The following is a 24,040-nucleotide window of genomic DNA, read 5'->3' on the forward strand; positions in this document are numbered from 1 at the left end:
TACTTATTGCGGTCAATCGACAGGATACGATATTAGTTGAAATCCAAAATCTAAAATCCAAAATCCATTAAAGCCATCCCCGCAGGCGATATACGATTAAGCCGATGTATTCTTTGAGAGCTTTCGTAGACTGGTGTAGATAATAGGTATCCGGCAATAAGTCGAGGGCGAATGCTAGCCCGTTGCTTTGAGATGTGGCGATATCCTGCTGGGTTATCTGAAAATCTGTTGGTGCTGCAATTACTTTTATTCCCTGGCGCTGAAAAATTAAGAGGGATCGAGTCATGTGCATCGCCGATGTCACTAGCAAAACGGGCTTTTTGATGTTTTTTGTGTCTAAGATTTGCCGCACGTTGACGGCATTTTGATAGGTGTTGTGGGAATCGGGATCTTGCAAAATTGCTGATGCCGGTACGCCCATTGTTTGGGCAATTTCTGCCATATCTGCCGATTCGGGAGAGCCCCCACCTTTCCAATCTACTCTACCGCCGCTGAGCACTAACAGGGGAGCTTTGCCTTGACGGTAAAGTCGGGAAGCGTATATTATACGATCGCCCGCTTCCCCCAATTCTACCGAAGGGCGGGGCGCTAGCGCTGCTTTCACACCGCCACCCAACACGATAATCGCTTCAGCTTGAGGGAGCTCGGCGGTTGGTAAATTTTGCCATTCGAGCGATCGCACTAACGATTTTGACACCCAACCGCTACTTCCAAGCAGTAAAATAATTAGAGCCCCAGCCATTGGTACCGCCACCCATTTGGGACGCTTCCAAAGCACTATCAAAGCCGCCATCATTAACAGGCAACTCAACCCCAAAGGATAAATAAACAGCGGCAAAAGTTTAGACAAAAATACAAACATTCAGGAAGTAATTAAAATTGCTCGTTAGCGGGAATTGGGCATTGGGAATTGGGCATTGGCCAAACAGGGCATTGGGCATTGGGCATTGGGCATTGGTCATTGCTAGAGTTATTGCCAAGATTTTATTATTAATACGAAAACCACAGATTAAAGGCTGATGTATTGATATAAACGCAGAGAATTTTAAAATAAACAAGCTTGGGATTGCCAGGAATATGGTAACTATCTTGACCTATACTCAAAAAAGTGAGGTATACCCACGGAACCCTATGCCCTATGCCCTATGCCCTATGCCCTATGCCCTATGCCCTATGCCCTATGCCCTATGCCCTATGCCCATAAGTACCTCATCTTTCTGAACAAGGCTATAAAAGTTTAATTTTTATGATTGAGTTTTGAATTTTACACTATTAAAATTAAAGCTCAAAACTCAATACTAAAAACAAATCGGTGCTAGCGACGATCCTCAGGCTCTGATAGCCAGTCAAAGAATGAAGTAGGCTCACGCCGGGAGGTTTTGTATTTATGCCCGTCTACTTCCACGACTTCTTTATTGAGGATAGCATCCGAGGTTTTCTCCTTGGAACGTGTATTCGGGTTGAGTAGTAGTTCATTGTGCCACCAAGCGACCATTAAGCCTGCTGCCACGCCGCCGAGGACACCAAGGCCAATACTCACGGGCAGACTACATCCTACTAAGCGAAACCCAACGGTAAACAACACAAACCAGATCAGCGCGGGGTTAAACCCCTTGGAGTCTCCGTTAAATTTTGCCATGAGCTGCAAGTTATTTTTGTAATAATACAGAAAGATATTGACAATATTAGCAGAGAAGTAAGATTCATCGCGGGCGATCGCAATTCAACTACTTCCCACAAATCAAATTTAATTGTACATCTAAGTCTTGTGCGGTATCTACAACGTTTAGAGAAATTTGCTCTAATTCTGTAAAAGGTTCTGCTTCTGCTTGTTGCGAGGTCAATAGTTCTGCTGTGGCATCGGCAATATCGCCTGTGCGCTGTTTCAGTCGTTCTCGCAATACTGCCATTGGTGCGGTGCAGTAAACGATTTGCAGGGGCAAGCCGTGGGATTGAGCCAGATTCATCGCATCGGTTCTCAAGTTTTGGCGATCGAACTTAGCGTCTAAAATCACATTCCAACCTCGGTCAGCCAGCATTATCCCCAACTCTAACAATCTACCATAAGTCCGTGCCGTCATCTCATCCGAGTACAAATCTTGACCACCGCGTTCATTTAAAGGAATTCCCCCTAAATGTTTGCGAACAGCATCGGATCTAATGTGAATCGCCCCAGTGTGGCGGGCCAAATATCGAGCCGCTGTACTTTTTCCAGAACCAGACAAACCAGACATCAAAGTTAACTTTCCCCGGCGCGGCTTTGTGTATTCCCAAGCCAGTTTGTAGTAATGAGCGGCAGTCTGTGAAATCTGTGCTTTTTCATCAGTAGAAACCGCTTCATCGTCCAACATTAACGAAGTTACTTTTGCTCTCACATAAGCTTGACGGCTCAAATACAGCGGCAGCACTTGCACTCCTTCCCAATCGCCTGTTTGTTCGACGTAAGTATTGAGAAAAACATTTCCTAAATCTCTGCGCCCCCGCGATTCCAAATCCATGACTGTAAAAGCAATATCGTACATGACATCCACAAATCGAAAAGGCTCGTTAAATTCAATGCAGTCAAACAGCAATATTTTACCTTGCCACAAAGCGATGTTCCGCAAGTGCAAATCTCCGTGACACTCGCGAATTTTGTTGTTGGCAATCCGTCCCTCGAACAAATCTTGATTTTCCTCAAAAAACGCATCTGTATAATCTTTGGTTTCCTGATATTGACTCGCAGTCTGCGGCCCGCCGATATATTTTTGGGAAATCCGGTAATTGTTATCTATTGCTGTGCGAATCTGACTGACTTCGCCAAATGTGCGAATGTAGCTACTACTAAGTGCCGTGCTGTGAAACTTGGCAACTTCGCGCCCTAAATCTGCCATAATTTGCTCTGTCAACAGTCCGCGATCCAACAAACTGAGCAACAGCGAATCTTGAGGAAACTGCCGCATTTTAAGCGCGTATTCTACAGCAACTTGGGCCGCAGTTATATCTGGTGCATTACTGCCCAATTGAAACGTATCGCCACTTTGAAGAATTGGCAAAACTTCCAGATAAATCTCCGGTGCTGTGCGTCCGTTCATTTCCAATTCTTGGATGCAGAAATACTGCCGTTTCTCCACAGTCGAATAGTCCAAAAAGCCAAAATCGACTGGTTTCTTGATTTTGTAAGTATAATCTCCTGTCAGCAGGACAAAGGAAATGTGAGTCTGAATTAGCTGCACGGGTTCTGTCACCCCGTGCGGGTAAAACCCCGGCTGCAACATCTGCTGAATCAGAGGTGGGAGAGAAGTCATAAGCTGTGTTGTATCTAGATTGCCTATGGTATTAGAGAGGGAGAGGGAGAGAGGGAGAGGGGGAGAGGATTTGACGATTGTTCGATCGCAACTCGAAATATACAATTTAAATGCACAACAGCTTGCGATTTTATATTTTAGATTGACAATAGAGGATTGAGAATTAGGAATTTTTAGATTGAGAATTAGGGATTGGAGATTGAGGGTTTGGATTTGGGGATGCAAGGATGTTGACTTTCATCCGATTTATTATAGAGTTGATAGTTAGTGTAAACCAAAAAGCAGCGATGACTGAAAATAATCAAGAATCCGGTTCCGTAGATGTGTTTGGCGTGGGCAATGCCCTGGTAGACATCCTAGCATTAGTCGAAGATGATTTTGTGGTAAAGCACGGGCTGAATCGCGGCGCGATGACGCTGATGAATTCGGAAACCCAGGGGGGAATTTTGCACGATTTGGAACACAATTCGCTGCAAATGCGATCGGGGGGTTCTGCGGCAAATACGATGATTGGTTTGGCTCAGAGTGGCGGTAAAGGCTATTATTCGGGGAAGGTTGCTAAGGATACTAACGGCGAATTTTACCGCCAAGATTTGCTGGAGGCTGGGATTGATTTTAATGTGCATCCTGCTACTGAGTCGAATGGGCCCACGGGTACTTGTGTCGTGCTGACTACGCCGGATGCGGAACGCACGCTGTGTACTAATTTGGGGGTTTCTACTACTCTGGCGGCGACTGATATTGATGTCGATCGCCTGTCTCACTGCAAGTACAGTTATGTTGAGGGCTATCTTTGGGATGCTCCGGAGCCCAGAAAGGCTAGTATTGAGACGATGGAACAGTCTAAGCGTCTGGGTGTGAAGGTGGCTTTTACTTTTTCGGATGGCTTTTTGGTCGATCGATTTGCGGATGATTTTCACAAGGTAGTTTCGGAATATTGCGATGTCATTTTTTGCAACTCTGATGAAGTTCGGAGCTTTTTTAAGGAGGAATCTTTGGAAGAGTGCGCTCGCAAGATGAGCGAGATTTCGGATTTGGCTTTTATCACGAATGGGGATAAGGGCTGCATGGTGGTGGAAAATAAACAGATTGTGGATGTGGCTGGATATCCCGTAAAGGCGATCGATACTGTGGGTGCTGGCGATGCTTTTGCAGGCGGTGTTTTGTTTGGAATTACTAACGGTTTGAGTGCTGAAAAAGCGGCTCGTTGGGGCAATTTTTTGGCTTCAATGGTGGTGCAGATTCACGGCCCTCGTCTTGAGGGTTCTCAGGCTCATTTGCTGGAACAGGTGATTTCTGGTTAGTAGTTGAAAATGGCGATCGCACTTTTTGTCGTAAAGGGCGATCGCACTTTAGCACTAATCGGGTACAAATACATTAATCTACTACTTCAAAGGACAAGGAAAAGTTGCTTAAAACATTCTGTCAGAGTGAAAACAGTTTTATGGTGGAAAGTAGCGATAAAGATCTTTCCGGTGAAGCACCCTGGCAAAAGTAACTGTTTCGCCATCAAAATAAAAACCTATTCGATGAGTCGCCAATCCGAAGCTGATAGGCATTATCATCGCCTTTCAATTTTTTCAAGTTAATAATTGCCTGTAATATCAAGTCCGGTCGATTAACATAACAAAAATTGTTCGTAGTGTGGACTTTAGTCCGCAACATACTGCGGACTAAAGTCCACACTACGAACCTTCAATGGGAAATGGGAATAAGCTACCTTATCGACACCCATCGCACCCGACACGATCGCCTTTCTGTGTAGTACAATATAGTTATACTTGTATTACACGCGGACTATAACCGCACCATGCCATGTCACAGCCAAAGCATCCAAAACCCAAAATGGCGACAATCTGCGAGATTTACGATCGCATTTTATGGGATAGTCGTTTAGACCATCGTGCCTTTAGCCTTGGTTTTAGCGATCGCATTTCTGGTAATATGCGAGAAAAGCGTTTGTCAGAATGGGCAGTCGATGGCGATATTCCCTGGCATCGGATTCGTTATGTGAAATGTGGGGAAAAAATTGTCTGGAATCGCGATCGGCTGATAGACTTGTTTACTACTGGAGAATTACCAGTCGCGGCATGGGTTGTCGCGACGGAAAACATAGAATCGGCAAACCAGCAACAGCAAATCGATCCTCAACAATCAGATCCCACCTTGGTTAAAGACTTCCCCACTAGATATATTTACCAATACAATCGACAAAATTGGCAAGCCAGCAATTTGCCATTAGACTCGGTAACGATAACCAGATTAAAAATTGTCAGTTTTAACGTATTATCAGATCTCTACGAGTCAGAACTTACCGAGACAGCCCAGCGAATTCCGATAATTATAGAGCATCTGCGTCAGTGTGATGCCGATATTATCGCCCTTCAAGAAGTAACACCGCGTTTATTAGAAAAATTATTAGCCGAGGATTGGGTTCAGGCTTATCATATCTCCGAATCTCCCCAAGGCGAAACGCTGGAATGGCACGGTTTATTACTGCTATCGCGATTGCCATTTACTTTAGTAGAATATCGCTACTCGCCACGGAAGCGGGTTTTAGTAGGAAAGTGGTTGCTGAATGGCAAAACTCTCAATGTCGCCGCCGTCCATTTTACCAGCGATTACAATAAAAATTCTGAAAAAGTCAGGTCTAAGCAACTTACTATCTTGCTAGAATATCTAAATTCACAGCCGGGAGATTGCCTAATTGTTGGCGATTTCAATGCCAAAGACAACGAACCAGCAGAAATATTAACGCAAAACAATTTTATTGATATTTGGCAAACACTGCATCCCGAAAATCCGGGATATACTTTCCATCCCCAGGCTAATCCTTTGGCGGCATTAATGAGTTTAACTGGACTTGCGGGACGGTTAGATAGGATGATGTTACGGAGTCAGGATGGAGATTGGATATCTCGTCAAATAGAATTATTTGCCTGCAATCCCATACCAGATACAGAAGGCAAAATTTATCCCTCCGATCATTTTGGGATTCTTACCCAACTAGAATCCCTCGCCTGTTTGCAAACCATCTCACCTGTCTATAAAAGTGCAGTTGTAATCATTCCACCGGATGACATTTTACCTGCAATTCAAAGTATTCGCCGCCGCTGCGATCGCCAATTTCATCGTTGGATGCCTCATATCAATATAATATATGGTTTTCTGCCAGAATCATATTTTTCAGAAATAACAGCAGCCATTACCCAAGCACTGACAAAACTAGAACCATTTACTATAACTTTATCAAACTTTGAAACTTTCACGCACTCTTCTAGCTGTACGGCATGGTTAAATCCGATTCTTCAACCGGCCGATGCACTGCATCAATTACAAGCAATACTCCAACAGATATTTCCCCAATGTAACGAACAAAGTAGCAAATCAGCTAACGGATTTACACCCCATTTAACTGTAGGTCAATTTCCCACAACTCAAGTCGCCCAAACCGAACTTTCCCAATGGCATCCAGTCAAATTTCAAGTAGACTCGATCGCCCTAATTAGCCGCCGCGATAACGAACCATTCGAGATTAGATATCGGATACCTTTAAAATCAGCAACTCCCTCAGAAATTTCCGGCGCAAAAACAGGAGAAAATGAGTCTAACTTATCGCTAATCCAAATAATCGACCAACTCGATCCCAAACTCACTCAAACACAGATACTGCATCGAGAAGTCATTCAATCAATTGTCGCCCAAGCTTGTCAAGAATGTTTGGGCTACCAACCATTATTACAGCAAATCGGTTCGGCGCGGATTGGCGTACAAAGCAGCCACAGCGATTTAGATTTACTTTGTATAATTCCCGCCCCTTTAACACCAGAAGCATTCCTCAAACAGGTACAAACTAGATTAGCAGGATTGTGCGATTTATCGCAACTGGTGAAATCGGGGAAAGTACCAGTATTGAGAATGGAAATTGAAGGAATCGCCGTCGATTTACTCTCTGCCACAACCCTCGGACAATTAGAGATAATTGAAGCATTATCTGAAGCCGATCGACCATTTTTTGATGCTGTCAGTTGGAGTGCCGTAGTAGGTGCTTTGGAAGCGGATTTGATAATGGATACAGTCAGCAAACATTTGTCCTGGGATTTGTTTATAAACTTGTTAAGGGCGGTGCGAACCTGGGCAAAAGCACGTCAGATTCACGGTAATGCTTGGGGATTTCTCGGTAATTTTTCTTGGGCGTTACTGACAGCTTGGAGTTCTATTCATAGCAAAGACTTAAACCTAGATATCTTGCTTGCCGATTTTTTCCAAATCCTCAGCCAACACGATTGGACTCAACCAATAGCATTAACTGAAGCCGGAACACAGTATCAAGTACAAAAATCGCGGGAATGGTTGCCTGTAATTACATCGATCGCACCTTGTCACAACAGTACCAGAAATGTCACGCGATCGACCGCAGAAATATTGCGCCGTGAATTAGAGAGGGGTGCAGAAATTGCCTCGCAAGTATTGACAGGAAATACCACTTGGACTACTCTATTTGAGTCGGTTGATTTATCTGCACAATCGAATGCGTTTTTAGTATTGACGGTAAGTAGTGAAAAAGTTGGTAATTTAGAAAAATGTGGCGGCTGGATTGAAGGTCACATCATTGGATTAGCGATTAATTTAGAGCAAAAACTGAATATTTATGTCAGGCCTTGGCCGGAAATTCAGAAAAGGCAAAATCTAGTTAGTGTAGTGTTGGGCATCATCTGTAATATAGATCGAGATGCTGGTACGATCGCCCAAATTACCAATGAGTTTGTAGAACAGTTCAATGCTGCTAACGATTGTAGCAGTATCTTGCAGATCGAGTTGTGCGATCGCGACTCATATAGCCTTTCTCAAAAAGATGAGGTATAACTGACAGCTCGATAACCGCTTAAACTAAAAGGGCCCAAGCCCAACAACGTCCGCGAATCTTTGTGAGAACCGCTATATCATGTCCAGTCGGGTTGGTCACATTGTACCTCATCTACCTGAGAAAGGCTACAGAACCCATTTGACATCTTTTCTTGAACAAGAAAGGCAGATCGATCCGTCGTCTGGCGTAACTCAATGGTAAAATTGTAATCCAACTGTAGCGCTCCGATGAATTTGCATCCTACATTCCCAAATGAAAACTCAAATTAGCGCGTCCGCCGATAGAGTCACTAACCTACCAGCGTTATCTGCGCCTAGCAGTTTTTAAAGAAATGGATTTACCAAAATTTTTATGAATATAAAATGGTCGATAAAAAACTTATTTCGATTGCAGAACTTCTGGATAATTGTGCTAGTTGTGGCCATCTCTAGGATTGTCTTAAATTCGCAGCTTGACGAGTGGATTGGTGTAGCGCCACCTTCAGCAGCAATCGAACGTCTCGCCACCGCCGCCACCATGACGCGGGAAGCACAACAAATTTTTTACCGCCAAACTCCAACCATCGAACCCAAGCAAACCTTCTTTAAAGTCTGTCAAACAAAGGACAAGGTGAAGGATACCTTAATTATCTTTGGGTGCTATTTCACCAACGGTAAATCGGGCAAAATTGCGATTCAGTCGGTTACAGACGATCGATTTCAAGGCGTGATGGAAGTGACAGCAGCCCATGAAATGCTCCATGCTGCTTACACTCGCCTCAGTCCATCGGATCGCGACAAGCTAACACCCCAACTAAAACAAGCTGCTTTGCTTATCAAAAACGATCGCTTGTCTAGCATATTGAAACAATACCAGCAAAAGGATATAGCTTTGTATGTTAACGAATTGCACTCGTATCTGGGGACAGAGCTCGGCAATCTCGGCGATGTCGAACTCGAACAATACTATCAGCGTTACTTTCGCGATCGCCAACAAGTGGTAAAATTAGCGGATAGCTCTCAAGAGATCGTGCGAAAATTAGATGAGAAATCCCAGCAACTCAAACCTGAAATTGATACCTTAGAAGCAAGTCTCACACAGACCAAGCAAACAATCAAGGAGCGCAATCTCGAACTCGGATCGAAGAAACGCAATCTAGATGCGTTGCAATTGGACTTACTGCGTTTTAAGGAACAAGCTGAAGAATCTTACCGACAGGGTAACGGCTCTCCAGAAAAGGTGTTTCAGTTTGAACAAAATAAATCTGATTACAATCAAAAAGTGCAAGAATTTAACGATGGAGTGCGCCAACAGCAGGAGCGCGTTGCTGGTTTTCAAAAGCAATTCGATATTTACAAGCAGAAAGTTAACGATTACAATGCAATTGGTCGTGAAGAAAAAGCCCTCTTCGACGATCTCAAAGCTACCCCACCAGTCAAGCTCGAAGCCCCAAAAGAGCGCTGAAGCGCAACTATAGCGGTTATCAGAAAGATGAGGTACGTTGTTGGGCTTTAGCCCTCTTTGCTAATCTTCGGAAAGAGCGCTTTCATCGCAACTACATACCTTAGCCTATTTGTAGTTGTATATATCCTATCCTGACAAGATGGTTTTATTGTAGTCGCGCTCTTTGCAAATATTAGGAAAGAGCGCTGAAGCGCAACTACATACCTTGGCCTAAAACTTTTATTATAATACCAACGGAAGTGTCACCACACAAGTTGTACCAATACCGACTTCACTGGTAATCTCAATACTACCTTGATGCAAATCAACGCACTTTTTAACTACGATCAATCCCAATCCCGTACCAGGAATAGTTCGGACATTCTTACCTCGGTGAAATGGCTCAAATAACTGCTTGATATCTTCAGGAAAAATGCCAATTCCTCGATCGCAAACCTGGAGTAGCACCTGATGCAACTGAAACTCTAAACCAAGATGCACATTTCCTCCTTTGGGCGAATACTTAATTGCATTCGACAACACATTCGACAAAATCGATCGCAACAATTTTTCATCCAAACAAACGGGAATTGGATTTCCTTCACAGGTAAAGGTGATGGTATACTGACTGCCAGCGCTGAGCCGCATTTCTTCCACAAATTGTTCGCAAAATTTGTCCAAAACCAAAAATTTTGGATTAAATTCTAGTTTCCCAGTTTCGGCGCGATTGATGGTTAAAATATCGTCGAGCAATTGCACCATATTCCTCACAGAATCCTGAATTCGGTGCAGGTTTCTCAGTCGCTTTTGGGAGTCATTCCATTCGTCTGGGCTGTTTTCTAGAATTTGAGCTGCTGCTAAAGCCGTACTGAGTGGAGTGCGAAATTCATGGGATGCCATTGAAAAAAAACGGGTTTTCAGAATACTCAGTTCTTTTTCGCGCTCCAGGGCTAACCGAATTTCATCGAGTCGTTTGCGTTCGGTGATGTCACGAGTATTGACGATAATTTGTGTGGTGGCTGCATTGTTTATAAAAGGCTGGCTAATCGCTTCCAAGGTTCGCCAAGAATTATCTTTGTGCCGGTAGCGGAATTCAATGGGACGGTTTAGTTCTGCACTTTGCCAAGTATTGGTGAGACTTTGATAAGTAGTGGTAAAATCATCTGGGTGAATTGGCTCAAATATTTTTTTCCCCACGAGTTCAGATACTAAATAGCCTAAGACTTTTTCCACAGAAGGACTGACATAGCCGATCGTACCATCTGTATCTAGAATCATAATGATGTCTAGAGCATTTTCAATGAGCGATCGAAACCGTTCTTCGCTATGTCGCAGGGCTTGTTCTGCTTGTTTTCGTTCGGTGGTGTCTCGCTGGATGGCGATCCAGTGCGTATACCAACCCGTGCGATCGCCAACAGGAACAATACTAAATTCATTCCAATATTCGGAGCCATTTTTCCGATAATTAATCACTTCAACGGTGACTGATTCCCAACGCGAAAGTGCTGTCCGAATTTTGTCTAATTCTGTGCGATCGGTTTTTTCACCCTGCAAAATCCGGGGTGTTTTACCCAAAACTTCTTCTAGGCTATATCCTGTAATCTGGGTAAATGCTTCATTGACATAGATGATGCGAAGACCAACTTCATCGATCGCTTCCGCTTCGGTAATGACCACTCCATCATTTGTGTTAACAACAACTGATTGGAGAAGTCGCACCTGTTCTTCCTGTTGCTTTTGTTCGGTAATGTCGGCAATCACTGCCACAATGCCCTCAATCTGATTCTCACTATTTTTTAAGGGGGCGGCGGAGAAGATAATGTCGATCGCACTTCCGTCTTTTTTGTGGCGGCGCAGTTCGACACTATATGTGATTCCTTGCAGAAGATTGCTGCGGAGAGTGGAATAATCTTCTAATGGATCGTCTATAAAAATTGGGTTGGGATGGTTGATGACTTCTGCTTCTGTCCAACCAAACATCTGTTCGGCGGCAGGATTCCAAATCTTGACGTATCCTTCTAGATCCAGCGTGAAGATAGCGCGAGGAGAGGCGCTAATCAGGGTTTTTAGGGTGTGATTGGTGTGGCGCAATTCTACTTCGGTGCGCTGTCGTTCGGCAATTTCGTCTCGTAGGGCGACGTTGGCGTGAGCTAATTCTTCGGTGCGTTGTTGGACGCGCTCTTCTAGTTCGGCGTTGAGTTGTTGAAGCTGTTGGTATAATTCAGACTGTTGAATGGCGATCGCCACCTGCGTCGCTAGTTGCTGCATTAACTCCAATTCCCAGGTTTCCCAGATGCGCGGGCGATCGCATTGGTGAGCAATCAATAACCCCCAAAGATAGGGTACAGAAGGATTCCCCTCAACCTGCCGATTTTCTTGGACGATGGGGACAACCAATTTTGCTATGACTCCAAATTGTTGGAGAAAATCAGTCAGACAAGTTTCGAGATCGGCTTCTTCAATATTTTCTATGAGGCGGGTTTTCCCCAGAGAATAAGCCTCATGGTACTCGCTGGGAAACACTTCTGGTGGAAAGGATGTTCCTAAAATGACGGGGTAAGGGGGTAAAACCGCTTCGTTAATGGCACTGCCCGTTCCGTCTGGCCACAGGCGGTAAATGAGAACGCGATCGGCTTCCAGAAAGCGCTGTACATCTGCTACCGTGGTTTCTAGCACGTGGTCTAAATCCAGGGATTGTCGGATGTGTTGAGCAATTTGATTGACTAACCGTTCGCGATCGGTTTGTTGTCGCAGCACCCCTTCCGCTGTTTGTCGTCGGGCTACTTCCTGTTTGAAGCAGGGGCAAATGACTACTACAAGTAAAATACCGATCGCAACTAGAAAAATGTTACTTAGCATAGAAAATGGCTGGATAATTCCTATGAAAATCAGGAGGCCACCAACAAACAACAATGCTGGAACCATGCTAACCAGTATCAGCCAGATCAAGAGCTTGGATCGAACCTAGTCTGGAAACTACCATATTTAAACCAGTATTGCTTGAGGTTGTGACAAGGCGTATGCAAACTGGCTTTGGCACGATATAGAATGACTTGACGGTGATCGCCCATCCAAATTTTGTCGATCGGCTGAACCGAGATTAATGTTCCTCCTAAAGCCGTAATCGACTCGGTAAACCGCTCAATAGCGCTATAGTCTATAGTTTCAAAAATGTAAAAATTGCCAGAACAAATTAAATGACGGCTGCGAATCCAGCATTGCAACTTTTTTTCGGCTTGTGGTGGCAACATTCTAATACTATTGAGTGTGATACTCATGGTCTATCGGCAAAATGTGATTAGGATTTAATAAATGAAATTTTCTCAAGCCAGTGTATCGATAGAGTTGACATCCTTCCGAATCGACTGCGATCAATTCTGGACATACTTTAGTATCTCAAGATGAGGAAATACCAGTTCTCCAAAATCATACAACATTAACAAATGTAGGTTGATAGTAGGATATCTACCCAACGATGTAGATTGTACAATTATTTGTTTGGGGAACTGGTATAAAATCAACTTTCATCCACTTTTTACAGAGGATGTAGGGAGATCTAAATCTAATTGGAGAAACCAGAAAAAATGCCCTACACAGTGATTCAATCCATCTATTATACAGGGGATTTGTGTTGAATTTAGAGAATCTCAGTGATGCTCACAATTTTGCCAGAGGTGCGATTGATCCGCTGAATTTGCGGACTCATATTGTCTCCTGCCACAATGTATGTCGTGTTACTGAGGCGCCGAGGTCGATCGAATTTAGACCCTGTTACCACAATTTTGAACATTTTTTCGGTTGCCACATAAGCGCCTCCTCGACTGGTTGAGGGCTTGATGGCGTTAGCGCTGTTCGTGGCAACGGCGTAGACTAACTGAGATGCTTTGACGGCACTGTCGATTTGGGCGAAACCCCGATCGAGCAGCGACATCCGATTGTAACCTAGTTGCTTGGTATTTGCTTCGCTGCTTCTGCCTCGGTAATAGGGAACAACGTTTTCACCAAAAGCGGTTTGATACTCGTCGCTGTCGAGATAGGAGTCAATTTCGGCACTGTAGCCTTGCTCAACACAGCGGATAATGTGTTCAGAAATTTCTGTTTGATCTTGGGGCGCACGGCCTAGCAGGTGCAGGAAATTGAGTTCGACAAATCGATAGGGAGCGCACTTTTGAAAATAGCGAGTGCTATAAAAATCAGATTTAGCAACCAATCGGACAAATTCACGGACGGAGATGCTGCGATCGCACAATTGAGATTCCGCAGTTACCAAGCGCTCGCTTTCCATCACGTGGGGATTGCCCAAAACCTGCTTGTAAACGGCGCGAATCACAGCTTGCACCTCATCCGCGCCGCTGGTTGGCCACAGTTCACATTTTGTCGAATCTGCCATTACAATTAATCTCCTCTACAAATAGTTGGTATTAGCTGAAATCTTGCATCACGGTCAAGAACAGGGAAGATGCCTGTTCCACAAAAATCAATTTTCTTGTGGGTAGGAATCCTCCGGGCCCGTAAAAGGGTGATTGCAAATGCTGCAAGATCTCAGCAGTACAGTCCTGAACGCACCTGTCGTTAAAAACCTGTTTTTTGAGAACCTTTTGTTACCAGAAAGAATTGGTTGAAAGCCCGCCCGCCCGGGAGAAATTAAAATCAGGCTATTCATTACTCCCCTACTCGGATTTCTAGGTCAACTGTCAACTGTCAACTGTCAACTGTCAACTGTCAACAGCCTGCTTCAAAGGCAAAAAATCAGTTTTATGAACGTTTTTAGGCGTTAGTCTCGATAGTTTCCGGTCAGAATTTGACCAAAATTTGACTAGACAGGGGTGATACTAGCGATCGTCCCACCTTGTTTGTGAATCCGTTGATAGGTTTCGGATAGTTCGTTAAACGACACCAGGTAAACTTGGTTGCTGCGGCGAAACTTGGAAATCCGATTCACCACATTGGCGCGATAGCCGGTAACTTCAATGCGATAGACTTTGCCGTTTTCATCCGATCCAGCGCCATGACGAGTCCGAGCACTACCGGATGGATTGCGGAATGTCGATCCGCTGCTGGCTGGAGAAATTACGGCGGTTGGCGTGCCCTGAATTACTAGGGAATTCAAACGCGGACTCTTACCAGCGAGATTTCCCTTCAAGCTGCTGCTAGAAGCACCTCGCACCAACTCGAAGGTATGGGTAAACTGCACCATGCTTTGACAAGCTTCGGTTTTGTATCCCCGGATGTAGGGAACAATGTCATCTCCAAAAGTATTCTGGTATTCGTCGCTATCGAGATAAGAATCGATCTCAGCCTCAAAGCCTTTGGTATCCAGAATGGTACTTTTGCTCCGCATTTCTTCGAGATCTAGCGGTGGGCGGCCAAGTAGATGTCTAAAGTTGAGTTCGATCGCGCGATAACGAGCACAACTATCGAAAAATCGCGATCGATACAAGTCAGACTTAGCAACCCGACGCACAAACTCCCGTACCGTCAGTTCATCGCGTTTAAACTGCGATTCACAAACGGTGAGGCGTTCGCTCTCCATCACGTAGGCATTTCCCAAAACTTGTCGGTATACTGCCTGAATGATGGTTTCAAGGTCTTCATTGGAGTTACCTGTAACCCGCTCTATTGGTGGGGTTTCATCAAACAGGCTCACTCCCAATCTTGAAGCTGGTCCAAAAGTCATAAAAAAGTTCGGTAAGTGGGAAACTCAGTGGCTTTAGCCCGCTCGTGGGAAACTTCAAGAGCCGTTTCAACCGCCTTGAATCCCCTTGCGGGGTTGGAGGGGTATGGTTGCCCCTCCAGTGAGGTATGGTTGCCTCGATCTCTCTTGCGAGAGTAATGTTCGCCTCGCCAATGTTATAAAAGCTTTTTAGGCTAGCAGCACTGTCGAGCGTGACTTTAAGACTGTTTAACTACTAGCGACAGAGCGGAAAACTGGCGTCGCATTCAAGGAGTGTCGTGACTCAAATAACGTAGTCAGTTAAGACTTAGGCCCGTCAGTACAGCTCGCGAGAGATATCTCTTACAAGCTCAGTCCCTTTAGGGCTGAGTTACTGACTTAACACTAATCTCCCAAATTAACTATCAAGTGGGTGGGAAAGGTTGCCCCATCCAAGTGCCGATCCTACCTACAATTACATAGAACAAGTAAAGAAATGAGTCAGAGAATGGTAAAGAAATCGGAAAGATTCTCAATAAGTAATCAATCGTGATTTTTGGCAATATTTGTTAATAAAACTTTTGCCGATGGTTTGTGAGCTTCACTTGGGTCAAAACTTGTTGACATCTCGATCGCAAATCGGTAAAATTTGGGGCCCAAATGCGAATAAGATGTTGAGGAGCTAGAATGGCGATCGCCCTAGCCCTATTTGCATTAGACCGCTCTGGTTCGTTAACTCAATCTTGTCTAAAAGTCAACTCGAACAGAAGGAGTCCCCCGCTGTACAACGAGCGTACTCGCGATGTTTGTCAGCGGTGGGAGGAATTCGCGCGAGGTGAGGATTCCATCTGCCCATAATCCATCAAGCGACGCTCTTGGCAGATGGGCAGATGGATGACGAGACGAGCAAATTCCTTGCTCTTGCCAAAGTTTCACGTATTGAGATACAATGAACTCATGAAGCAAGTCCTGACAGTATCCTGCAAACTCCAAGTAACACCCGAACAGTCCGCCAAAATTGACGGAACTCTTCGGGCGTTTGCTGCTGCTTGCGGATACGTGAACGAAACTGTACAACCAACTCTGATGAATGAGTTGGCGATCCAGTCCTTGGTTTATCACGATGTCAGGGCTAAATTTGGGCTTTCGGCTCAGTTGGCTATCCACGCGATTAGACGGGTTTCTGGCAACAGGAAGACGGCTAAAAAGGACGGTAAACCAGTTGGGAGTTTTGCCCCTACCAGCGCGACTTACGATGCCCGTACCTTTTCCTTCAGGGAGAAAGACTGGACGGTAAGTTTGACAACTATCGATGGTAGAGAGCGATTTAACCTGGCTATCGGCAACTACCAGATCGGATTGTTGAAGGGACACAAGCCTAAAACAGCGACTTTGTGTAAGCGCAAAGATGGTACTTACTATCTGAATATCCAGCTTGAATCTACGCCACCAGAACCGGAGAAAACCTCTAAGGTTTTGGGCTGCGATTTGGGTAGAACCGACATTGTTGTTACATCTGAAGGGGATAAGTTTAGCGGTAAAGAAATTACCAAAGTTAGAAATCATTACGCTTCCTTGAGAGCGAATATCCAACAAAAAGCCACGAGAGGCTCGCGTTGCACTCGACGCAGATGTCGAGAATTGTTGAAACGGTTGTCGGGCAAGGAGAAACGCTTTCAGGAATTGGTAAATCACACCATCAGCCACAGGCTGATAGCTAGGGCAAAATCGAGCAAACAAGCCATTGCTTTGGAAGATTTGACCGGAATTAGAGATCGTACCAACCAACTCCCTCGCACCAAGAAAGAGCGAAGGTTGAGTAATAGTTGGGCGTTTTTCCAGTTGCGACAATTATTGATATATAAAGCGATTAAGCATGGCGTACATCTTATATTTATCGACCCTAGATATACCAGCCAAACTTGCCACAATTGCAACCATATTCATCCCGTTCGTGGTGAATCCTATCGGAGTGGTAAAAAGTTTTCTTGTGGACATTGTGGCTGGATTGGTGATGCGGATTTGAATGGCAGCCGGAATATTGCTGCTCTTGGGGCTGTCGTAAATCAGCCTAAAGGTTCGGGATTGTCTTGCTCTTTGCACGACCATCTCAGGGCTATTGAAAGCCCCCGCCATATTGTGAGTGCGTAAGCACGAAACAATTGGCGGTGGGTAATTTACTAAGTGGTTTTGTACTTTCCCCCAGCCTCTTTATTATGAGGATTCTCTTGGTTGAAGACGATCTGCGCCTTGCAGAAACCTTGGCAGAAGCCTTGACAGACCAGCGCTATGTTGTTGATATAGTTACCGATGGGGAATCTGGATGGCATCAAGCAAAGATGCTCAACTATGATTTGCTGCTACTAGATTTGATGTTACCAGAACTCGATGGAATTAGCCTTTGCCATCGATTGCGATCGCACGGCTATACTATGCCTGTCCTCATGATCACAGCCCGTGACACCCTCAGTGATGAAATTAATGGGCTGGATGCTGGGGCTGATGATTATGTAGTCAAACCCGTGGACTTGCAAAAACTATTTGCTCGGATTCGAGCCTTATTGCGTCGAGGTAGTAGCACTTCTGGGCCGATTTTAGAATGGGAAGAAATTCGGCTCAACCCCAGCACCTATGAAGTCACCTACAGGAAAACTCCACTGCATCTCACGCCCAAAGAATACGCGCTTCTGGAACTGCTTTTGCGAAATGGTCGCCGCGTTCTCAGTCGAAGTGTCATGATCGAACACGTCTGGTCGTTGGAATCTCCTCCAGAAGAAAATACTGTCAAGGTTCACATTAGAGGTTTGCGTCAAAAACTCAAAGCTGCGGGATCTGCTGAAGATTTAATTGAGACAGTTCACAGTATGGGCTATCGTCTCAAGCAATCAGATTCCAGTACAAATACGATCAAAACTCCTCTAGAGGAATTGAAAACTACACGTTGAAAACATTCACTTCACCAACAATACCCGCCAATAATTGACAATCTCAAATGACCATCTCAAAAACCCGTCCCTGCCGACATATTATTATAATCAATCGATCGTCCAGAATATAATAACCAGCTCCCCGACTTCTTATTAAATAAGTCGGGGATCTAACAGAACAAAACAATACTAAAGCTAGGCTTCAGCAGAAACCAATTCTACTTCATCTTCTTTGAAGTGAGCTCGAAATTTTTTGTCAAACTGAACTAGCACCGGCCAATTAGCACTGACTGGTCTGCCTTGCCATTCGTGAACGATCGCCACGACTTCTCCTTCCATACCCTTAATCTCAACTGGTTGACTGCGATTTTCCGGGTGGTGGTAGACAACAACAGAGTTTTTAACGCAAACGCGATCGCCAATTTTCATAGGTAAAAATTTAGTTTTCTTTCTTCAAAACTCTACAAAGCCTGCAAGTGCAGAACACCTTTAGGCTTTGGGGACAGTCTTTTCATCTTCCCACAGAAGTAGAGCGAATACTCAAAGAAAATTGGCGGTTGTTTGTCGGTACTTCGATTCCGGGAAGCCTGAATGCCGATCGACTCTGATTCGATCCCCACCGCCCGATCGGCATTTAAACCGATCGGGCGGATTCTGCTGTGCCGGAATTGATGCAGGCTAATCGACGAGCGATCGGCTTAATTGATCCAACCAACACTCAACATCAACGGCAAGAGTTTGACCCAACTCCAACAACTGCCGGATCGAAGGCAACTCCCAGCCGCCCTCTGAGCTGGCGGTATCCAAGGTAACAGGGTCAACCTTATTATCGCCCGTCGAAGCAGCTTGCCGTTGCAGCCAGCCCAAACACAGAGGCACAATTTGACTGTACAGAGAATCGAAATAGAGTTCCTGGGATTTGTCCAAACACAAACCCAGACTCAGCCGATCGCCCACAGCTATCAAACGCTCGATGTAGCGGATATCAGCTTCTAACTTGACAGACGATCGTTCGTCCGCGCCGGATCCTGCTTGCAGTAGCGTGTCTAGAGAACGCCAAACCAGCCGTTCCAAAATTTGCTTGACTTCAGGAACATTCAACCGGCTGCGGAGGTTGCCAGCTTCAGTGGCGATCGCCTCAATTTCCGCCAGCAGCGACTCCGCGTCCTCCGTTTCCAGTTCCAGCGCCTTCGCCGCCGTCAAACAGCGGTGTCCCAAAGCCACCTCAGCAGCCACCTGCAACTCTAGCGGCACCGGCAACTCGTCGCGGTGGAAAGCCATCATCACCCCGTAATTTTCCCGATAAACCTGAGTGTAAAGTTGATCCAAGCGAGTCAAATTTTCCTGACTCAGCAACTGCACGATGCGGTGGCGTTCCTCAGCAAATAAATCCCGCAAGCTAAAGGACTGATCCCCAAACAACCGCACCATTTCCAGAATCGCGTGGGCCGCCGAAGCTTCTTCCAGAACTCCAAACAACCGCTCTTTGAGCATAGTGTAAGACCGGCGGCTGCCGAAAGGTTGAATGCAGCAGTGGAAGTCCCAGCCCCCGAGGTGGAATGCAGCAAACACAAAAACCTCTGTTTCCCGGGTAATTTCCGAGGTTAACTGCAATTGACCCACGGCCAGAGTCATCGAACCCATGCGCTGAATTTGGAAATCTTCCTGTTCGGCCTGATAGCAGTAAACTCGCTGTTCGCGGGGATATTTGGCAAACAGAGAACTAATCGCGTAGTGGGCGGCTACTTGTTTGAGACTGACTTGGGCCGTCGTCACCAGTTGGCGGTAAACTTCTGCACCCGTTTTGAAAGAGTCAACGTTGCTGGGTATTAGGGCTAGTCGATCGATAAAATCCTTTTCGAGGTGCACACCAGCAACTTCCCCGGCTAATTCCAGCGCCCTGGCTGCGTAGCGCAAAATTTGCACGCCTTCGGGGCGAGAGACTTCTTCAAAAAACCAGCCGCAGCTAGTGAACATTAACAAAGTGTGGCGCTGCATTTCCAGGAGGCGCAGGGCGTCTACCTGTTCGGCGGCATCGAGTTCGCGAATTTGATGGCGTTGGAGGAAACTGTCAACGTTAGCGGGCGATCGATCGCGGATGACATCAATATATTCATCTCTAGCTTTCCAGGGATCGCGAAACAGCTTGCGCCCCGCTTCCTCATAAATCGGAATCAGTCGATCGCGCAGCCAATTTAGAGTATCGCGCAAAGGCTTGCGCCACAGGAGGTGCCACCCGCCACCGCCACCGCACCCACAATCATCTTGCCAGCGATCGACCCCGTGAGAACAACTCCAAGCCGTCACCGGTTTGAGTTCCACTTCCCAAGTGCTGGGATTTTGACCTAAATAATGAGCATAATTTGTCACAGTCCAGCCGCGGCGGGGAAACTCTTCTGTGAAAGCGTAGGCGAGACATTTTTCCGTACTGTTTTTGTGGTGGCCGAAAGTTTCGCCATCTGTCGCCACGGAGATTAATTGAGCCGGTCTGTGGTCTCCCCGCACTGCTTGACCCAAGCGCCCCGCCAAGTGGTTGCTGCTGCTGAGAACGTCGTTGAAACCCATATCTCGCGAGATCGGCCCGTCGTAGAAAAAGATATCGATGTAGGGAGTGTTAGGATTTGGGGCTGAGGACTGCTGGCCGTGTCCGCGAGTAAAGTGGTAAGTGCTCAGGGGCGAAAGTTGGTGGTCAGCCATCAAGCGCATTTCCGGCTTCAAATAGCAGCGGTAGGGGCGAGTCGGATCGATTTGGCCGCCGCCGACTTCGTGCCATTCGCCATCTGTTTCTTGTTGTCCTTCTTGGTTTTGCCCGATTAGCGGGCGGCAGCGTTCGGCTTGGGAGGGGGCTAAGACAATAAAACGAATGCCTTCAGCCACCAAAACTTCCAGGGTGGCGTAGTCTACTGCGGTTTCGGCGAGCCACATTCCTTCGGGATGGCGATCGAATCTAGAGCGAAAATCTGCGATCCCCCAGCGAATTTGGGTGTATTTGTCTCGCTCGTTCGCCAGCGGCATGATGATGTGATTGTACACTTGGGCGATCGCGTTGCCGTGACCGTTGAGGCGTTGAGAGCTTTTGCGATCGGCTTCCAGAATCCGCTGGTAGACTGAACTGTCGTAGCGTTCCAGCCAGCTCATCAGGGTCGGGCCGATGTTGAAGCTGAGATATTCGTAGTTGTTGACGATCCCCGCGACTTCACCGCGATCGTTGAGTATGCGCGCAAAGGCGTTCGGGCGGTAGCACTCGTTGTCAATGCGTTCGTTCCAGTCATGGAAGGGAGACGCACTGGCTTGGCGTTCGATCGCGTCCAGATAAGGGTTTTCCCGAGGTGGCTGATAAAAGTGACCGTGAACCGTGATACACACTCCAGTTGCTGTAGCGGCGGTGCTTTGGGTGGCAGCCGTCACCGTTGGCGCAGACACAGAGAGCAAGTCGGACTGAGTTTTAGAAATCGAAACCATGCGATCGAATCCTCAAGTAGTTAAAGACATGAAAACCAGCCTAATCAGTAAGTTAAACCTTACGCAGCAGGCGTTTGGGCTAGGCATCTGTAGGTGCTAAATTTTGCCAGATAATTTTTGATTCATTTGTAGTATTTCGAGCAAAGCATTCGTTGCAATATATCAACCGTCGATCCCTGAGTTTTTCTGCCAATGCTTTGCTGTTGAAAGAGTTATAAAAGTTAGCTGTTGCTGCTTTGTGGCACTTTCGACCCATTTCAGGTTAGTGCGTGCAGGGCTGCTCGTTGAGAGTTTATATTTACATTGCTGCATTTTAAAGTCTTATTCATTAAATGGCAAGTTTTCCCCGGAAAAATTTAATCTTTGGCGATCGATGGTAGTTGTGCTGCTGAAAGTTAACAACAGGGTGAAACCCCTCAACAGCCAAAATTTTGGCTGCTGAGGGGTCTGTTGCACCGCTTTACTGTACTGTTGCTGTGCTTCTCCTCCCGAAAGTTCATTTGGATGGTATCGGGGGCGATCGTAGACATTGCGGAGGACTGTACCGGACTAATCCAGAAAATGATTATACTGCAACTGTCCGAAGTATTGGTTACATAGACAATGCAAGAGTCGTTTTCCAACTCAGCAGGCAGGCATTTACAGGATGCCCAAATTCTCCTGCAAACCCAACGCTGGGACAACGCTGTTTACCTTGCTGCCTATGTCGTGGAATGTTCATTTAAACTACTTGTGGAGCTATACTTTAAAGATGATAAAGGTGCCGTAAAAAAGTATGGACACGACCTCCAGGAACTTGATGGAAGAGCAATGGAACGCTTGCGGGTTCTTTATCCCATTTTGGATCGGCAACTTCCTGCTTCAAGAATAGCTGGCACTGTTCTAGCCCAAGATCACCCAGAGAGGAGATACGCCAAGTCTCAGCTTTGGACTGAGGAAGAAGCAAAGTTAGCTGTTCAACGTGCCGAAGAAATTTACCGAGAAATCATCCCCAAATTAGTGCTAAATGGCTCAATTTCCAGCAAGGATATTTAACACATGACGATCGCTTTTGGTGAAACATTTGAGCGAGTAAAGGAATGTTTTAATGAACCAAGCATTGTATCTGAACTTGTGCCTAAGCTTCAGTCTGTCACCATTATTCGTGATGTCAATGGAAAAATTAGACTTTTTCTTAATTTATCGGAAGGTCAAAAACCACAAGAAGTTAATACTACTGGCCTCGCTCAGCTTCTTTCTCAAAAACTTGGCCCTTATTACGGCACTGATATCTGGTTGCCAGCGGGAGAAAATGATGCTTACAAAGCCTTAATTGATACTATCGAGAAAGAAAGAGTTTTTGCCCCTTGGGATGATGAATCAGATTCGCTTCGATGGTATGTTCTTGAGCGTCACATTGCTAAACAGGCCTGGACAGATAACAACGTAGGTGAACCACCTTGGAAAGAGGAATTAGTCTATGAAAAGCGTAAGCCTGCGATCGTATCTTTTTTCTCATTCAAAGGAGGTGTCGGACGAACCAGTACCCTCGTTGCTACTGCATTAACTTTAGCCCGTAACGGTCATCGAGTTGCCATTGTTGACCTCGATTTAGAAGCACCCGGTCTTGCTACAATTTTTTCACCAGACAACTCCAATAATCCTGGTGTAATTGATTATTTATTAGAAAAGAAGATTCAAGGAAACGATTGGAAACTTAGCACTCACATCAAAAATCTTACTGAACCAACTTTGCTAGGAGATAATGGCGAAGACCTGAAATTACTTCCGGCGGGTACAGTAGATCGAGATTACTTAGAAAAATTAGCACGATTGGATTTTCAGAATCTCGTCGGTGGTGAACTGCGAAGTACAATGGGAGATATGTTAAAAGAATTACAAAGTGCAGCAAAACCTTTAGATTTTATTCTAATGGATGCGCGGGCTGGTTTTCACGATATTGGTGGCTTGGCGATTGCCAATCTTTCCCATGCAGCAGTTATCTTTGGAACTCAATCACGCCAAAGTTGGGCGGGACTAACTCATGTAATACGCCATTTAGCAAGCCCTGGAGTCGATCAGCGTTTACCATTAATTCTCGTACATTCGATGGCTCCAGCATTAGGAATACCGGGCAGGGAGCAAGAGTTAGCAGGATTTCGAGAACAAGCCTATACGATTTTTCAAGATAACTATTATTCTGAAGATGAAACTGTTCCTAATTCAACTAATATAGGGGAGCCATTTACCCCTTTTGTTATACCATATCAGGAAAATCTACGAGGAGACATAGCCCTATTTATCCGTAATTTAACCCCTGAAGAAGCAAGTCGGCTGTCAGACATTGTAAGGATAATGACTAATTCCCCTTATCAGGATATTGCTAGAAAATTATGCGAAATATTTAATTTTAACCTTGAAAAAAGTAGATAAACAAGCATCA

18 protein-coding genes are annotated in these 24,040 nt (G+C 45.5%); 8 read left to right on the forward strand and 10 right to left on the reverse strand.

Annotation, left to right across the window (positions count from 1 at the left end; all coding sequences use genetic code 11):
* Positions 1 to 67: 67 nt before the first annotated feature.
* The 3 genes from QZ938_RS17280 to QZ938_RS17290 form a co-directional block, all read right to left on the reverse strand.
* On the reverse strand, positions 68 to 862 hold the full coding sequence (locus QZ938_RS17280) for a YdcF family protein (RefSeq protein WP_293352463.1): 795 nt from the start codon (positions 860 to 862) through the stop codon (positions 68 to 70).
* A 453-nt stretch (positions 863 to 1,315) separates the two neighbouring features.
* The gene (locus QZ938_RS17285; protein WP_293156260.1) at positions 1,316 to 1,639 is read right to left on the reverse strand and encodes a hypothetical protein; all 324 of its coding nucleotides are present in this window, start codon (positions 1,637 to 1,639) and stop codon (positions 1,316 to 1,318) included.
* An 88-nt stretch (positions 1,640 to 1,727) separates the two neighbouring features.
* Entirely contained in the window at positions 1,728 to 3,287 is a 1,560-nt protein-coding gene (locus QZ938_RS17290) for a bifunctional aminoglycoside phosphotransferase/ATP-binding protein (RefSeq protein ID WP_293352461.1), read from the reverse strand.
* 287 nt (positions 3,288 to 3,574) lie between these two features.
* Here QZ938_RS17290 and QZ938_RS17295 point away from each other — a divergent pair, with 287 nt between their 5' ends.
* From QZ938_RS17295 to QZ938_RS17305, 3 genes are all read left to right on the forward strand, one after another.
* A complete protein-coding gene (locus tag QZ938_RS17295; RefSeq protein ID WP_293352459.1) occupies positions 3,575 to 4,591 on the forward strand; it encodes an adenosine kinase in 1,017 nt (338 codons plus the stop codon).
* Positions 4,592 to 5,132: 541 nt separating this feature from the next.
* Positions 5,133 to 8,153 (forward strand): poly(A) polymerase, encoded by a 3,021-nt coding sequence (locus QZ938_RS17300; RefSeq protein ID WP_293363382.1) that lies wholly within the window; start codon positions 5,133 to 5,135, stop codon positions 8,151 to 8,153.
* A 352-nt stretch (positions 8,154 to 8,505) separates the two neighbouring features.
* Entirely contained in the window at positions 8,506 to 9,597 is a 1,092-nt protein-coding gene (locus tag QZ938_RS17305; RefSeq protein ID WP_293352455.1) for a hypothetical protein, read from the forward strand.
* Between the two features lie 222 nt (positions 9,598 to 9,819).
* Here the strand turns inward: QZ938_RS17305 and QZ938_RS17310 are convergent, their stop codons facing one another.
* The 4 genes from QZ938_RS17310 to QZ938_RS17325 form a co-directional block, all read right to left on the reverse strand.
* Positions 9,820 to 12,435 carry a PAS domain S-box protein gene (locus QZ938_RS17310; RefSeq protein WP_293352453.1) on the reverse strand — a complete coding sequence of 872 codons (2,616 nt, stop codon included), beginning with the start codon at positions 12,433 to 12,435 and terminating at the stop codon, positions 9,820 to 9,822.
* An 86-nt stretch (positions 12,436 to 12,521) separates the two neighbouring features.
* The gene (locus QZ938_RS17315) at positions 12,522 to 12,854 is read right to left on the reverse strand and encodes a CpeR family transcriptional regulator (protein ID WP_293352451.1); all 333 of its coding nucleotides are present in this window, start codon (positions 12,852 to 12,854) and stop codon (positions 12,522 to 12,524) included.
* A gap of 359 nt (positions 12,855 to 13,213) precedes the next feature.
* Positions 13,214 to 13,966: a phycobilisome rod-core linker polypeptide gene (locus QZ938_RS17320; protein ID WP_293352449.1), complete on the reverse strand. Its 753-nt coding sequence runs from the start codon at positions 13,964 to 13,966 to the stop codon at positions 13,214 to 13,216.
* A 426-nt stretch (positions 13,967 to 14,392) separates the two neighbouring features.
* The gene (locus QZ938_RS17325; protein WP_293144049.1) at positions 14,393 to 15,253 is read right to left on the reverse strand and encodes a phycobilisome linker polypeptide; all 861 of its coding nucleotides are present in this window, start codon (positions 15,251 to 15,253) and stop codon (positions 14,393 to 14,395) included.
* Positions 15,254 to 16,123: 870 nt separating this feature from the next.
* Here QZ938_RS17325 and QZ938_RS17330 point away from each other — a divergent pair.
* A complete protein-coding gene (locus QZ938_RS17330) occupies positions 16,124 to 17,380 on the forward strand; it encodes a transposase (RefSeq protein ID WP_293329797.1) in 1,257 nt (418 codons plus the stop codon).
* Positions 17,381 to 17,445: 65 nt separating this feature from the next.
* Positions 17,446 to 18,174 carry a response regulator transcription factor gene (locus tag QZ938_RS17335; RefSeq protein WP_293352447.1) on the forward strand — a complete coding sequence of 243 codons (729 nt, stop codon included), beginning with the start codon at positions 17,446 to 17,448 and terminating at the stop codon, positions 18,172 to 18,174.
* Positions 18,175 to 18,351: 177 nt separating this feature from the next.
* Here QZ938_RS17335 and QZ938_RS17340 read toward each other — a convergent pair whose 3' ends face one another.
* Complete coding sequence (locus tag QZ938_RS17340; protein ID WP_293352445.1) at positions 18,352 to 18,585, reverse strand: ferredoxin-thioredoxin reductase variable chain; 234 nt, start codon at positions 18,583 to 18,585, stop codon at positions 18,352 to 18,354.
* A 47-nt stretch (positions 18,586 to 18,632) separates the two neighbouring features.
* On the opposite strand from QZ938_RS17340, the gene QZ938_RS17345 reads away from it, so the two are divergent.
* Positions 18,633 to 18,764 carry a hypothetical protein gene (locus QZ938_RS17345; RefSeq protein ID WP_293144060.1) on the forward strand — a complete coding sequence of 44 codons (132 nt, stop codon included), beginning with the start codon at positions 18,633 to 18,635 and terminating at the stop codon, positions 18,762 to 18,764.
* A 70-nt stretch (positions 18,765 to 18,834) separates the two neighbouring features.
* On the opposite strand, the gene QZ938_RS17350 is transcribed toward QZ938_RS17345, so the two are convergent.
* Complete coding sequence (locus tag QZ938_RS17350; protein WP_293352443.1) at positions 18,835 to 21,618, reverse strand: DUF3536 domain-containing protein; 2,784 nt, start codon at positions 21,616 to 21,618, stop codon at positions 18,835 to 18,837.
* A 321-nt stretch (positions 21,619 to 21,939) separates the two neighbouring features.
* On the reverse strand, positions 21,940 to 22,074 hold the full coding sequence (locus tag QZ938_RS17355) for a hypothetical protein (RefSeq protein ID WP_293144066.1): 135 nt from the start codon (positions 22,072 to 22,074) through the stop codon (positions 21,940 to 21,942).
* Positions 22,075 to 22,221: 147 nt separating this feature from the next.
* Between QZ938_RS17355 and QZ938_RS17360 the strand changes: the two genes are divergently transcribed.
* The gene (locus QZ938_RS17360; protein WP_293232095.1) at positions 22,222 to 22,653 is read left to right on the forward strand and encodes a HEPN domain-containing protein; all 432 of its coding nucleotides are present in this window, start codon (positions 22,222 to 22,224) and stop codon (positions 22,651 to 22,653) included.
* A 3-nt stretch (positions 22,654 to 22,656) separates the two neighbouring features.
* A complete protein-coding gene (locus QZ938_RS17365) occupies positions 22,657 to 24,030 on the forward strand; it encodes an AAA family ATPase (RefSeq protein WP_293352441.1) in 1,374 nt (457 codons plus the stop codon).
* The last annotated feature ends 10 nt before the right edge of the window (positions 24,031 to 24,040 follow it).

The sequence above is a fragment of the Microcoleus sp. CAWBG27 genome (genome assembly GCF_020883145.1).
Lineage (GTDB): Bacteria > Cyanobacteriota > Cyanobacteriia > Cyanobacteriales > Microcoleaceae > Microcoleus.